The organism is Gallibacterium trehalosifermentans (genome assembly GCF_042433055.1).
Lineage (GTDB): Bacteria > Pseudomonadota > Gammaproteobacteria > Enterobacterales > Pasteurellaceae > Gallibacterium > Gallibacterium trehalosifermentans.
Genome location: NZ_JBHLWB010000009.1, coordinates 220,527 through 234,677 on the forward strand (window position 1 = coordinate 220,527; position 14,151 = coordinate 234,677).

A 14,151-nucleotide genomic window follows, 5' to 3' on the forward strand; every position below is an offset into this window, starting at 1 on the left:
TAATGCGTATTTGATAAAAAAATGATGACTCAACAACACATGCAAACGAAAAAGAAACCTATCCATTCAGCGAGAAGCAATAAATCTAATGTATTAAATGATTGGCAACGTGAACTCTTATCGCAATTAGATCACGTCATGCTAGTGGATAAGTATGCGCTGAAAGCACGAATTAGTCGTGCGCCATATCAAGCGAAGGAGACGTTACAGCAAACATTAAGTGAAGCAGTAGCGTTGGCTAAACAGAAATATCAACAGCGCCAACAACGACCAATTACTATCACCTATCCTGAAGAGTTACCTGTTAGCCAACGGCGAGATGAAATTTTAACCGCGATTGCCAATCATCAAGTGGTGGTGATAGCAGGGGAAACTGGGTCAGGCAAAACGACGCAGTTACCAAAAATGTGTTTAGCGTTGGGGCTAGGTAAAAAAGGTTTTATTGGTCATACGCAGCCTCGCCGTATTGCAGCTCGTTCTGTTGCGACGCGGATTGCTGAAGAACTACAAACAGAATTAGGTGATCTGGTTGGTTACAAGGTGCGGTTTAACGATCAAATCAGTGAAGCGACCCAAGTAAAATTAATGACAGATGGGATTTTGTTAGCAGAGATCCAATCAGATCGTTACTTAAATCAATATGATGTATTAATTATTGATGAGGCACACGAGCGTAGTTTAAATAATGATTTTATTTTAGGGTATCTAAAACAGTTATTGCCACGCCGTCCAGATCTAAAAGTCATTATTACCTCAGCAACGATTGATGTCGAACGTTTTGCTAACCATTTTGATCATGCACCGATTATTGAAGTATCAGGACGTACTTATCCAGTCGAAGTACGCTATCGACCAGTTGCTGAAAGTGAAGATCAAGATCAGTTGCAAGCAATTTTTGATGCAGTAGATGAATTACAAGCAGAGGGGCGAGGCGATATTCTCATTTTTATGAATGGAGAGCGAGAAATTCGTGATACTGCGGAAGCTCTCGAAAAACGAGCGTTACGTCATACCGAAATTTTACCATTATACGCGCGTTTATCCGCCCAAGAACAAAATCGTATTTTTCACCCAAGTGGCTTAAACCGCATTATTTTAGCTACTAATGTTGCCGAAACATCGTTAACTGTACCTGGGATTAAATATGTCATTGATCCTGGGACGGCAAGAATTTCACGCTATAGTTATCGGACGAAAGTACAACGTTTACCGATTGAACCTATTTCGCAAGCCTCCGCTAATCAACGGAAAGGACGCTGTGGGCGGGTAAGCGAAGGGATCTGTATTCGGTTGTATTCAGAAGAGGATTTTAATAATCGTCCTGAATTTACTGATCCAGAAATTCTGCGTACTAATTTGGCTTCGGTGATCTTACAGATGACCGCATTAGGACTGGACGATATTGAAGCCTTTCCTTTTGTAGATGCGCCAGACCGTCGCCAAATCCAAGACGGGTTACGGCTGTTAGAAGAGTTACAGGCATTAAAATGGATTGATACTCGGACGGGAAAAAAACGGGTATTAACCGAGAGTGGGCGGCAGTTAGCGAATTTACCGATTGATCCCCGTTTAGGCAAAATGGTGTTGAGTGCTGCCAAAATGGGTAGCTTGCGTGAAGTTATGGTGATTGTGTCTGCGTTATCAATTCAAGATCCGCGCGAGCGACCACAAGAAAAACAGCAAGCCTCTGATGAGAGACATCGCCGTTTTGCAGATAAAAATTCTGATTTTTTAGCCTTTGTGAATTTATGGCAGTATGTACAAACGCAACAGAAAGCACTTTCTCGCAATCAGTTTCGCCGTTTATGCCAAAAAGATTATCTCAACTATTTGCGTATTCGTGAGTGGCAAGATATTTACCATCAATTACGTTTAACTGTGCGAGAAATGGGCTTGGCGATTAATACCGAGCCAGCGGAATATGTGGCAATTCATACTGCATTATTAACAGGATTGCTTTCTCATATTGGAACGAAAGAGGCTGAAAAACAGCAATATTTAGGGGCAAGAAATGCGCATTTTGCTATCTTCCCTGCTTCTGCATTATTCAAAAAACAACCGAAATGGTGTATGGCAGCAGAATTGGTAGAAACCAGTAAACTGTGGGGCAGAATGGTGGCGAGTATTGAGGCAGAATGGATTGAGCCATTAGCACAACATTTAGTCAAACGTAGCTACCATGAACCTCGCTGGTCGAAAAAACAAGGGGCTGTATTAGCGAGTGAAAAAGTAACGTTATATGGTGTGCCGATTGTACAAGATCGTACAGTGAATTATGGTTCGATTGATCCTATGACTTGTCGAGAAATTTTTATTCGCTCGGCATTGGTGGAGGGAGATTGGTATACAAAACATAAATTCTTCTTTACCAATCAGAAATTAATTAAAGAAGTCGAAGAGTTGGAACATAAAACTCGTCGCCGTGATATTTTGGTCAGTGAACAGACATTATTTGAATTTTATGATCAACGTATTCCTCCTGATGTCATTTCGCAACGTCATTTTGATAAGTGGTGGCAACAAGCGCAGAAAAAAGAACCTGAATTACTTAATTTTGAGAAAGCTTTTTTAGTAAATGAAGAAACGAATATTAGTGCATTAGATTTCCCGAACTTCTGGCATCAAGGGAATTTAAAATTGAAAATAACTTATCAATTTGAGCCTGGCAGTGATGCAGATGGGGTTACAGTGCATATTCCCCTACCATTACTGAATCAAGTCGGTTTACATGGTTTTGATTGGCAAATTCCTGGATTACGCAAAGAATTAGTGATTGCCTTAATTAAATCTTTACCAAAGGCACAACGGCGGAATTTTGTACCCGCGCCGAATTATGCTGAAGCGTTTTTAGGGAGGGCAGTACCTTTTGAAAAATCATTAGTTGAAACCTTGAGCGAACAATTTCGCAAGATGACTGGTGTTTGGGTTGAACCAGAAGAATGGAATTGGGAACAAGTGCCTACACATTTAAAAATGACCTTTAGAGTGGTTGATGAAAAAGGGCGGAAGATTGCAGAAAGTAATGATCTTGATAGTTTAAAAGTGGCACTAAAAGATCGGATTCAACAGAGTATTGCAGAAGTGGCAGATGATGGCATTGAGCAGAGTGGTATCCATATTTGGAATTTTGATAAATTACCACAATGTTATGAACAAAAGAAACAAGGTTTTAGTATTAAAGCTTATCCTGCGATTGTAGATGAAAAAGAATCGGTGGGGATCAAATTATTTGAAACCGAGTTTGAGCAACAACGAGCCATGCAGCAAGGGTTACGTCGTTTACTGTTATTAAATGTACCCTCACCGATTAAGTATTTGCACGAAAAATTGCCAAACAAAGCAAAATTAGGCTTATATTTCACGCCATTTGGTACGGTTTTACAATTAATTGATGATTGTATTGCGTGTGCAATAGATAAATTAATTGTTGATTTTGGTGGATTTGTTTGGGAAGAGGAAAAATTTGCGCAGTTACGAGATTTTGTGCGCGCAAATTTAAATGAAATTACTGTAGAGATTGCCCAAAAAGTTGAACAAATTTTAACGTTAGTCTTTGAGATTAATAAGCGCATGAAAGGACGCTTGGATTTTAACCTAGCCTTTGCACTTTCAGATATGAAAGCACAAATTGCTTCATTGATTTACCCAGGTTTTGTGGAAAAAACGGGTTATCAGCGTTTAACAGATGTAAATCGTTACTTACAAGCTATTGATAAACGGTTAGATAAAGTTGCACAAGATGTGAATCGGGATAGGGCGGCGATGTTGAGAATTGAGAAAGTTCAGCAAGAATATCAGCAACTATTAAATAAATTACCAAAATCTAAGCCAATTCCCGATGACATTTTAGAAATACGGTATATGATTGAGGAATTGCGAGTAAGTTTATTTGCTCAACAATTAGGGACAGCCTACCCAATTTCGGATAAACGTATTTTGCATGTTATTCAGAGTGTTGCTTCATTTACAGCTCAATAATGGGAATATTTGGCTAGATTAACTAACTAAGGTGAGTAATAAATTCATTATTAATCACCTAACATAAAAATAAAAAATAGGAGGCAAAATGCACTGTCCATTTTGTACTGCACCAGATACAAAGGTAATTGATAGTCGTTTGGTGGCGGAGGGCTATCAGGTTAGACGTCGTCGTGAATGTTTACAATGTAAGGAACGTTTTACCACATTTGAATCCGCAGAATTAATTATTCCGCGTATTATCAAAAATAATGGCAATCGAGAACCATTTAATGAAGAAAAATTACGAGCAGGTATTTATCATGCGTTAGAAAAACGACCTGTCAGTGATGCGCAAATTGAAGAAGCAATAATGCGGATTGAACATTCCTTACAAGCAACGGGTGAACGAGAGGTGCCAAGTAAATTGGTCGGCAATTTAGTGATGAGTGAACTAAAGAAAATGGACAAGGTTGCTTATATTCGCTTTGCCTCTGTTTATCTTAGTTTTGATGATATTAAACAGTTTAGTGATGAGATCGAGAATTTAAAAGAGAAGGACAACGATTAATATGACTGCAGGATCAACTGACTTTTCGCTGGAAGATCGACAATTTATGGCGTTGGCAATTAAACTGGCTAAACGAGGGCGTTTTACCTGTACACCTAATCCTGCGGTGGGGTGTGTGTTAGTCAAAGATGGGGAAATTGTTGGACAAGGTTATCATGCAAAAGCGGGTGAGGCTCATGCTGAAGTAATGGCAATGCGTGAGGCGGGAGAACATGCAAAAGGGGCAACTGCCTATGTAACTTTAGAGCCTTGTTCACACTATGGACGAACACCGCCCTGTGCGAAAGGCTTGATTGAAGCAGGCGTCGTGCGAGTTGTCGCTGCAATGCAAGATCCCAATCCACAGGTGGCTGGACGTGGTTTAAAAATGTTGTCTGATGCGGGAATTATTACTGCAGTAGGTTTGTTAGAACACGAAGCAGAGCAGTTAAATCGTGGTTTTTTAAAGCGAATGCGAACGGGTTTGCCTTATGTACAACTCAAAATGGCGATGAGCATTGATGGCAGAACGGCAATGGCAAATGGGGAAAGCCAGTGGATTACAGGGGAATTGGCGAGACAAGATGTACAACATTATCGTGCTATGGCATCTGCCATTTTATCAACCAGTAAAACGGTGATGGTTGATGATGCTGCATTAACTGTGCGCTGGTCGCAATTAGCGCCACAAATTCAAGCGATCTATCCAGAAGAAAAATTACGTCAACCGTTACGTATTATCTTAGATTCACATCATCAGGTTTTACCGACAGGGCGTTTATTTACAACTGAATCACCCATTTGGTTAGTAAGTTCTCAAGCAAGAGAGATGCAAGATTATCCTGCATTTTGTCAACAGCAAGTTTTACCAGAGAGTCCTTATTTCTTCACAGATTTATTGACATTTTTAGGCAAACAACAGATCAATTCTGTTTGGGTAGAGGCGGGAGCGACATTGGCAGGGAAATTGATTGAAGCCCAATTAGTAGATGAACTCATTATTTATATCGCACCAAAATTATTGGGCGACCAAGCACGAGGATTATGTCATTTACCAAATTTACATCATCTCGCTGACGCGCCATTATGGCAGCTGGTTGAAATGACGCAAATTGGTGAAGACATTAAATTAGTTTATCGCCAACCGAGTTTATAAATAACACGCCATAATCACAGCGTGTTCACGTCCTCCACTAGGCAATGGATAGTAATTGTTACGCCGTGTAACTTCATTAAAGCCGAGTGTTTGATATAAACATTGGGCTTTTTGATTTGATTCGCGTACTTCTAACCAAAGTGTAGCGACCCCTTTTGCTTTTAATTGCCCCATTAGTGATTGTAATAAGCTTTTACCCAATCCTTGTCCTTGATATTGTGGGTGAATGGCAATATTAAACAAAGTCGCTTCATCAAGCACAATCTGGCAAATACAGAAGCCAACGATTTGATCCTGTTGTATCACTTTTAGGTTTAGATAATTTTCGCCTTGGTTGTTTCGAAGTGTTCCCAAGCTCCAAGGTACACTATGGGCTGCGGTTTCAATGGCAAAGAGCTGTGTAAAATCGGCTTCATTAATAGGTTGAATATTAAAGTGTGTCATGTTGTTTTGTGAGGTAGTGTTGAATTTGCTGCCAAATATGACGTTTTTGTTCAAGAGTTAATTGTAAGTTTTGTGGCAATAAAATCGCTTGATGTGGTAATTGAGCAAAAGGTGAATGAATAAAAGCAGTTTGACAATCTTCAGTATAGAAAATAAATAATGGTCGTTGGCTATCTAAACGCGCTAATTTGTTGGCAGTTAGATGGCAGAATGCGTCATGCGAACCAGCAACTGCAAAAATTAAATCTTGTACTAAAGTATGCTGGGCAATGAGTGGATCATCGCTTAAAAGCAATGTATGAATATGATGAGGCAGTTGAATATTACCTACACCTTGTAACGCCTCGGGATTTTTCAGTTCCCAAAGGGGAATGCCCATCTCTTGTAGTAACAATTCACGTCTATTCATCTGTTTGCTCCTTTTTGCCGCTGCCAATCATAGCATTTCTTATTAGAAAAACAGAGTGTCAGTTTGATAAATAGTTAATTAATCTTTCATAAATGTATCGGCATTGTTAGAATACGTGCCGAATAATAAGGAGTGGTCAATGAGTACAATTTCACGAGAGGCACAACAGGTTAGCGCTGCTTTATCAGCAAAAGGATTGGAAACCCCAATGGTGGCAAGAGTTGGCACACAAGACGAACGTCGCCAAAAAATAGAACAGCATATGCGAGAAGTGATGACGATTTTGGGGTTAGATTTACGTGATGATAGTTTGGAAGAAACACCAAAACGTTTAGCCAAAATGTATCTAGACGAAATTTTTAGTGGACTGGATTATCATAATTTCCCGAAGATTACGCGGATTGAAAATCGAATGAATGTGAGTGAAATGGTGCTGGTAAATGACATTAATTTAACCAGTACTTGTGAGCATCATTTCGTTACTTTTGCGGGAAAAGTGTCCGTTGCTTATTACCCAAAAGATTGGGTCATTGGCTTGTCGAAAATTAATCGTGTGGTCGATTTTTTAGCCCAACGTCCACAAGTACAAGAACGGTTAACGGAACAAATTTTAGTTGCTTTTCAAACCTTGTTACAAACGGAAGATGTGGCAGTTTATGTACGCGCCACGCATTTTTGTGTGAAATGTCGCGGTGTGCGAGATGCGAATAGTTTTACAGTTACATCGGCGTATGGTGGAGTTTTCCAGCAGGATCGAGACAGAAAACAAGAGTTTCTCGCGCTCATCTCAAAATAGTTTAATTTTTCAAATTTTATTCATCTTTATTGGATTCTATACTATACTTTCGCCCGCAATGAAACACATTGTGGGTGTTTTATTTTGCAAAATACAAAAATGTTTTTTTAATCACAAGTTACCCCTCGTATAGGTAACCACTGTAAGGATTTTATTATGCCAATTATTACTTTACCAGACGGTTCTCAACGTCATTTTGATCAATCTGTAACTGTTTTAGAGGTCGCACAAAGTATTGGTGCGGGATTAGCTAAGGCGTGCATTGCTGGGCGTGTCAATGGTGAGCGTAAAGACGCTTGCGATGTGATCGAACAAGATTGCCAATTAGAAATTATTACAGCAAAAGATGAGGACGGTTTAGAAATTATTCGCCACTCTTGTGCCCATTTACTCGGTCATGCGTTAAAACAACTCTATCCAAACGCAAAAATGGCGATTGGACCAACGATTGAAAACGGCTTTTATTACGATATCGATTTAGAGCAATCGCTAACAACAGAAGATTTAGAAAAAATCGAAAAAAGAATGCTTGAGTTAGCAAAAACTAATTATGACGTTGTAAAAGAACCTGTTTCTTGGCAAAAAGCATATGAGGTGTTTACCCAGCGCGGTGAGCCATACAAAATGGCTATTTTAGATGAGAATATTGAAAAAACAGCAACACCAGCGCTTTATCATCACCAAGAATATATTGATATGTGTCGTGGTCCACACGTACCAAATATGCGTTTTTGTCATCATTTCAAATTACAAAAAGTGGCTGGCGCTTACTGGCGTGGCGATAGTAACAATAAAATGTTGCAACGTATTTATGGCACAGCTTGGGCGGATAAAAAACAACTTGCGGATTATTTAAAACGCCTTGAAGAAGCGGCAAAACGTGATCACCGTAAAATTGGTAAAGCATTGGATCTTTACCATATGCAAGAAGAAGCACCAGGTATGGTATTCTGGCATAACGATGGTTGGACAATTTTCCGTGAACTGGAAACTTTCGTGCGTACTAAATTAAAAGAGTATGATTATCAAGAAGTAAAAGGTCCATTTATGATGGATCGAGTGCTTTGGGAAAGAACGGGGCATTGGCAAAACTATAGCGATTTAATGTTTACGACCTCATCAGAAAATCGTGAATATGCGATTAAGCCAATGAACTGTCCAGGACACGTTCAAATCTTTAACCAAGGACTCAAATCTTATCGTGATTTACCGTTAAGAATGGCGGAATTTGGATCTTGTCATCGTAATGAGCCATCAGGTTCTTTACACGGCTTAATGCGAGTGCGTGGCTTTACGCAAGACGATGCGCATATTTTCTGTACAGAAGATCAAATTGAAAGTGAAGTAACCTCTTGTATCAAAATGGTGTATGACATTTATAGTACCTTTGGTTTTACGGATATTTATGTCAAACTTTCAACTCGCCCAGAAAGCCGTATTGGTTCTGATGAAATGTGGGATCGTGCCGAAGCAGACTTAGCAAAAGCATTAGAACATAACGGTTTAGCATATGAAGTGCAGCCTGGGGAGGGGGCATTCTATGGACCGAAACTTGAGTTTGCATTGCGTGATAGTATTGGGCGTGAATGGCAATGCGGTACGATTCAATTAGACTTTGCGTTACCAGGTCGATTAAATGCTTCTTATGTGGCAGAAGATAATGAACGTAAAACACCAGTTATGATTCATCGTGCAATTTTAGGATCAATCGAACGTTTTATCGGCATCATTACGGAAGAGTATGCTGGTTTCTTCCCTGCGTGGTTAGCACCAACTCAAGCCGTAGTTATGAATATTACTGATTCACAAGCGGAATATGTGCAAAATGTGGTGAAAACCCTTTCAGATGCAGGATTACGTGTGAAATCTGATTTACGCAATGAGAAAATCGGCTTTAAGATCCGTGAACATACCTTAAAACGTGTACCTTATATGTTAGTTTGCGGTGATAAAGAAATTGCTGAAGGTAAGATTGCGGTACGTACGCGTAAAGGTCAGGACTTAGGTTCATTCACTCTTGAAGCGTTTACTGAAATCTTGAAGCAACAAGTAAGAGGACGTGAGTTGAAATTACTTGGTGAAGAGTAGAGCGTTATATTAAGGTTTTGATTCAAACACTTGATATAATATTGGGCAGCTAAAAATGTTGTCCATTCTCAATAATCATTGAATGATCCCGTTACAATAACGGGATAATTTTTTATAAAACAATAAACTATCTTGCATCACGGCTAGCTGTGATTTAGATTTCTATAGGTTAATAACCCATACCCCAAGACAGCGATAATTACGCAAAGGATCATGGTTGCCAGCATAGGAATAGCGCTAGTAACAGGAACTAAGGCTAGCAATGAACCAACAACCGCGCCACCGCCGAAACGTAATGTGCCCAAAACAGAATTTGCTGTTCCAGCAGTATGAGGGAATCTTTCTAAAATTAATGCTGTGGCATTAGCGCCAATAGTAGAGTTCATGCCGATAAACCAAGCAATACCAAGTGCCATTGCCCAGAAGCCCAGATCAAGTATGGCAACAAGTAATAACCATAGACCTGCAGTAGCTTGCATACCTAAGCCAAATTGCAGCATTCTTTCTGCACCAACTTTCCCTACCACACGTCCATTAACCCAAGTAAAAGTTGCCATGACAATGATATTCATCATAAAAAAGTAGCCAAAGTGTTGTACTTTTACCCCATAAATATCAATATAAACTAGTGATCCTGAAGTGAGAAAGGCAAATAATCCTGCAAACGAAAATGTGGAAACAATTAAATAACCAATCACTTCTTTAACTCTTAAAACCGCCCAGAATTGACGCAAAATATTTCTTAATGAGAAGGCTTGCCGTTTTTCATGATCTAAGGTTTCAGGGATTCGCCAAGCAAATAATGTTCCACTGCAGAGCCCCACAAACACTAAAAAATAGAAAATTGTATGCCAATGGAAATATTGCACAATATAACCGCCAATAATTGGGGCTAATAGTGGTGCAACCATAATGACTAAGGTAACTAAAGACATCATCTTAGAAAAATCATTTTTACTAAATAAATCTCTTAGTAAAGCCCCCAATACCACAACGGGGGCAGCACCAAATAAGCCTTGTAGTAATCGTAATCCAATGAAATGATGAATATTGTTGACTTGAGTTAAACCTAATGCAGCAATCGTACTGATCACAAGACCAAATAAAATAATAGGTTTGCGTCCTAAACTATCCGCAATAGGTCCCCAAACTAGCTGTCCTACGCCCATACCTAAAGTAAACATAGTTAAGGTATATTGCACTTGACTAGAGGGTACATTTAAATCTTTAGCAATACTTAAAAAGGCAGGGAGATACATATCAATGCCAAGTGGCGGCATCATAGACAAAAGCCCTAAAATTAAGATGAAGAGAAAATTTATGCGTACTTTTTGCTTTGTCATTTAAACCTCTTATTATTGTTATTCTAAAAATGATTGAATTTCTTCTTTTGTGAGAGTGCGATATTCGCCCTCAGTGAGATGTTCATCTAATGAAATTTGTCCAATGCGCCATCGATGTAGAGCAATAACTTTATTACCAAGCGCAGCAAACATTCGTTTGACTTGATGATATTTCCCTTCAATTAGGGTTAAGTTTAAATTGTAATCATCAATTATTTCAATTTGAGCGGGTTTCGTTACCTGTTTTTCCCCTTTTAACAGAATCCCTTGTTGACATTGTTCAATGTAAAAGTCTTCGATAGGATCTGCTAAGGTTACAAGATAAGTTTTTTCACAATGATGTTTTGGCGAAGTAATGCGATGCGACCATTGTCCATCATCGGTTAATAAAACTAATCCAGTCGTATCAACATCTAAACGCCCCGCCGTATGTAAACGGGTAGATAAGGGATAATCAAAAAATTGGTAAACCGTTGGATATTCGCTGTCATCATTTGAACAAATGTACCCTTCGGGCTTATATAATAGAAAATATTGATTGCCTACCACCCAAGTAAGTTGCTCGCCATCAAACTCAATGAGATCCTCAGTAGAAATTTTTAATGCCCCATCTTTGACAATTTCATGATTGACCTTGACTAAATTTTGTCGAAGTACTTTGTTTGCTTGCGAACGCGATAATCCAGTATATTCGGATAAAAATTTATCTAAACGTTGTTTCATAAATGATGTACTTAATATTGTTACTTGTATGAATAATAGAAAATTTGTAGTAATTATTTTAACATTATTTATAAAATGTGGCATAGCTCACAGCTTTCTTAAAAAAGGAAACTATAATAAGTCATGGATTTTTCACGTTTTCATTTGTATTTTTGGAAACGAAGTGATACGTCAAACAAAATAAAGAAAATCCATGTTCTGGCTCAAAAAATGAGTGAAGCCAGCGAGTAATTTAATGGAATAGAACGAAACGCTGACAATATGTATCAGCGTTTTTATGCACACAGCAGTGGATTGCCTTTTAACATTTCTCATTCCTCTTTTGTCGTGAGTAACATATCAATAAATTTCTCGCAGTTTAATTAGCTTTAATTGATATATAAGGATAGATTATGGACGAAAAATTACGCCAAGCCGCATTAGATTTCCACCAATTTCCCATTCCAGGGAAAATAGAAGTTACCCCAACTAAATCGCTTGCAACCCAGCAAGATCTTGCATTAGCGTATTCACCAGGAGTTGCTGAACCTTGTTTAGAGATCGAAAAAGATCCTGCAAATGCATATAAATATACGGCGAGAGGGAATTTAGTTGCCGTAATTTCGAATGGTACAGCGGTATTGGGGTTAGGGAATATCGGCGCATTAGCAGGTAAGCCTGTGATGGAAGGAAAAGGCGTATTGTTTAAGAAATTTGCTGGTATTGATGTCTTTGATATTGAAATAAACGAAAACGATCCTGATAAATTAATTGATATCATTGCAGCATTAGAACCAACTTTTGGTGGTATTAACTTAGAAGATATTAAAGCGCCAGAATGTTTTTATATTGAGAAAAAATTACGTGAGCGCATGAAAATTCCAGTCTTTCATGATGACCAACACGGTACGGCAATTATCTGTGCAGCAGCAGTATTAAATGGTTTACGCGTCGTGAATAAAGATATTAAAAAAGTAAAAGTGGTTGCTTCTGGAGCAGGCGCCTCTGCGATTGCCTGTTTAAATTTAATGGTAGCGTTAGGTATTGAACGCAAAAATATTACGATTTGTGATTCTAAAGGTGTGGTTTATAAAGGTCGAGGTGATCATATCGATGAAACCAAACAAGTCTATGCGATAGAAGATAACGGCACACGGACATTAGCTGATGCGTTACCAGGGGCAGATATTTTCTTAGGGTGTTCAAAAGCAGGTGTGTTGACACCAGAAATGGTGAAAACGATGGCAGATACACCGCTGATTTTAGCGTTAGCTAACCCAGTTCCAGAAATTTTACCACCAGTTGCCAAAGCGGCACGTCCAGATGCCATTATTTGTACGGGGCGTTCTGACTTCCCTAATCAGGTTAATAATGTACTTTGTTTCCCATTTATTTTCCGTGGTGCGTTAGATGTACAGGCGACAACGATTAATGAAGAAATGAAATTAGCAGCAGTACGAGCGATTGCTGATTTAGCACTTGCAGAACAAAGCGATGTGGTTTCTTCTGCTTATGGTGAAAGTGAAGTCTCTTTTGGGGCAGAATATATTATTCCAAAACCATTTGATCCGCGTTTAATTGTAAAAATTGCCCCAGCAGTTGCGAAAGCCGCAATGGATACAGGTGTTGCACAAAAGCCAATTACCGACTTTAATGCTTATATCGATCAATTAACTCAGTTTGTTTATAAAACAAACTTGTTTATGAAACCTGTCTTTGCGCAAGCAAAATTGGATAAAAAACGTGTTATTTTAACTGATGGAGAAGAACCGCGTGTATTACACGCAGTGCAAGAGATTTGTAGTTCTGGCATTGCCTATCCAATTTTAGTTGGTCGTCCAAATGTGATTGCACAACGTATTAAGGAATTAGGACTGAAAATTGAAGTCAATAAGGACTTTGAAATTGTAAATAATGAGCAAGATAGCCGTTATACTGAATGCTGGCAAGCATATTATGAAATTATGAAACGTAAAGGCGTTACTCCTTCAGTAGCAAAACATCGTTTAATTACGGATAAAACTGCGATAGCTGCCATTTTAGTACAACGAGGTGAGGCTGACGCGATTATTTGTGGTTTAGTTGGTTCTTATCGGGAGCATTTGCAAACATTAAGAGATGTTATTGGTGTTGCAGATGGTGTTCGTACTTTAGCGACTGTAAATAGTTTGGTATTGCCGACAGGGAATGTGTTTATTTCTGATACTTTTGTGAATGAGAATCCGACTGCAGAAGAGTTAGCTGATATTACATTAATGGCAGCTGAAGAAGTAAAATCTTTTGGTATTGAACCACAAGTCGCACTCCTTTCTAACTCTAATTATGGCTCATCAAATAGTGAAAATGCCGTGAAAATGCGTAAAGTACTTGAATTAGTAAAAGATCGCCGCCCAGATTTAATTATTGACGGTGAAATGCACGGTGATATAGCACTTTCAGAAAACTTACGTAAAAATATTATGCCTGATAGCCCAATTAAAGGGGCAGCAAACCTACTTATTATGCCAAGTATGGAATCAGCCAGAATTAGTTATAACTTATTACGTGCAACAACAACAGCAATTACTGTTGGTCCAATGTTAATGGGCTTGAAGAAATCTGCACATATTCTGACGCCAGTGTCTTCTGTCCGCCGTATCATCAATATGGTGGCAGTTGCAGCAGTACAAGCTCAGAAGAAATAATTAAGCTGTAAGGCATCATAAA

10 protein-coding genes are annotated in these 14,151 nt (G+C 38.8%); 6 read left to right on the forward strand and 4 right to left on the reverse strand.

What is annotated here, in order from left to right:
* Positions 1-39 precede the first annotated feature (39 nt).
* The 3 genes from hrpA (at position 40) to ribD (ending at position 5,663) form a co-directional block, all read left to right on the forward strand.
* Positions 40-3,978: an ATP-dependent RNA helicase HrpA gene (gene hrpA, locus ACFFHK_RS08790; RefSeq protein ID WP_382371716.1), complete on the forward strand. Its 3,939-nt coding sequence runs from the start codon at positions 40-42 to the stop codon at positions 3,976-3,978.
* 88 nt (positions 3,979-4,066) lie between these two features.
* Entirely contained in the window at positions 4,067-4,528 is a 462-nt protein-coding gene (gene nrdR / locus ACFFHK_RS08795; RefSeq protein WP_382371563.1) for a transcriptional regulator NrdR, read from the forward strand.
* A gap of 1 nt (position 4,529) precedes the next feature.
* Positions 4,530-5,663, forward strand: coding sequence for a bifunctional diaminohydroxyphosphoribosylaminopyrimidine deaminase/5-amino-6-(5-phosphoribosylamino)uracil reductase RibD (ribD, locus tag ACFFHK_RS08800; RefSeq protein WP_382371565.1), 1,134 nt, complete (start codon positions 4,530-4,532; stop codon positions 5,661-5,663).
* Here the strand turns inward: ribD and rimI are convergent.
* Both rimI and ACFFHK_RS08810 read right to left on the reverse strand, forming a co-directional pair.
* Positions 5,658-6,107 (reverse strand): ribosomal protein S18-alanine N-acetyltransferase, encoded by a 450-nt coding sequence (gene rimI, locus ACFFHK_RS08805; protein ID WP_382371567.1) that lies wholly within the window; start codon positions 6,105-6,107, stop codon positions 5,658-5,660. The two genes, ribD and rimI, sit on opposite strands and share 6 nt — an antisense overlap.
* Positions 6,094-6,516: a DNA polymerase III subunit psi gene (locus tag ACFFHK_RS08810; RefSeq protein ID WP_382371569.1), complete on the reverse strand. Its 423-nt coding sequence runs from the start codon at positions 6,514-6,516 to the stop codon at positions 6,094-6,096. Before ACFFHK_RS08810 ends, rimI begins: the two co-directional genes overlap by 14 nt.
* A 139-nt stretch (positions 6,517-6,655) precedes the next feature.
* Between ACFFHK_RS08810 and folE the strand changes: the two genes are divergently transcribed.
* Together folE and thrS are read left to right on the forward strand one after the other, a co-directional pair.
* Positions 6,656-7,312: a GTP cyclohydrolase I FolE gene (gene folE, locus ACFFHK_RS08815; protein ID WP_382371571.1), complete on the forward strand. Its 657-nt coding sequence runs from the start codon at positions 6,656-6,658 to the stop codon at positions 7,310-7,312.
* 156 nt (positions 7,313-7,468) lie between these two features.
* Complete coding sequence (gene thrS / locus ACFFHK_RS08820; protein ID WP_382371573.1) at positions 7,469-9,400, forward strand: threonine--tRNA ligase; 1,932 nt, start codon at positions 7,469-7,471, stop codon at positions 9,398-9,400.
* Positions 9,401-9,543: 143 nt separating this feature from the next.
* On the opposite strand, the gene ACFFHK_RS08825 is transcribed toward thrS, so the two are convergent.
* Both ACFFHK_RS08825 and rsuA read right to left on the reverse strand, forming a co-directional pair.
* Positions 9,544-10,743, reverse strand: a complete 1,200-nt coding sequence (locus ACFFHK_RS08825) for a Bcr/CflA family multidrug efflux MFS transporter (RefSeq protein WP_382371575.1) — start codon at positions 10,741-10,743, stop codon at positions 9,544-9,546.
* Positions 10,744-10,761: 18 nt separating this feature from the next.
* Positions 10,762-11,466, reverse strand: coding sequence for a 16S rRNA pseudouridine(516) synthase RsuA (rsuA, locus tag ACFFHK_RS08830; protein WP_382371577.1), 705 nt, complete (start codon positions 11,464-11,466; stop codon positions 10,762-10,764).
* A gap of 392 nt (positions 11,467-11,858) precedes the next feature.
* On the opposite strand from rsuA, the gene ACFFHK_RS08835 reads away from it, so the two are divergent.
* The gene (locus tag ACFFHK_RS08835; RefSeq protein WP_382371579.1) at positions 11,859-14,129 is read left to right on the forward strand and encodes an NADP-dependent malic enzyme; all 2,271 of its coding nucleotides are present in this window, start codon (positions 11,859-11,861) and stop codon (positions 14,127-14,129) included.
* Positions 14,130-14,151 lie beyond the last annotated feature (22 nt).

What these genes read in the sequence shown, in the direction of transcription:
- thrS (WP_382371573.1), top strand. Translation starts at nt 7,469, where the DNA reads ATGCCAATTATTACTTTACCAGACGGTTCTCAACGTCATTTTGATCAA.
- ACFFHK_RS08810 (WP_382371569.1), bottom strand. Translation starts at nt 6,516, where the DNA reads ATGAATAGACGTGAATTGTTACTACAAGAGATGGGCATTCCCCTTTGG.
- rsuA (WP_382371577.1), bottom strand. Translation starts at nt 11,466, where the DNA reads ATGAAACAACGTTTAGATAAATTTTTATCCGAATATACTGGATTATCG.
- rimI (WP_382371567.1), bottom strand. Translation starts at nt 6,107, where the DNA reads ATGACACACTTTAATATTCAACCTATTAATGAAGCCGATTTTACACAG.
- ACFFHK_RS08825 (WP_382371575.1), bottom strand. Translation starts at nt 10,743, where the DNA reads ATGACAAAGCAAAAAGTACGCATAAATTTTCTCTTCATCTTAATTTTA.
- ribD (WP_382371565.1), top strand. Translation starts at nt 4,530, where the DNA reads ATGACTGCAGGATCAACTGACTTTTCGCTGGAAGATCGACAATTTATG.
- ACFFHK_RS08835 (WP_382371579.1), top strand. Translation starts at nt 11,859, where the DNA reads ATGGACGAAAAATTACGCCAAGCCGCATTAGATTTCCACCAATTTCCC.
- nrdR (WP_382371563.1), top strand. Translation starts at nt 4,067, where the DNA reads ATGCACTGTCCATTTTGTACTGCACCAGATACAAAGGTAATTGATAGT.
- folE (WP_382371571.1), top strand. Translation starts at nt 6,656, where the DNA reads ATGAGTACAATTTCACGAGAGGCACAACAGGTTAGCGCTGCTTTATCA.
- hrpA (WP_382371716.1), top strand. Translation starts at nt 40, where the DNA reads ATGCAAACGAAAAAGAAACCTATCCATTCAGCGAGAAGCAATAAATCT.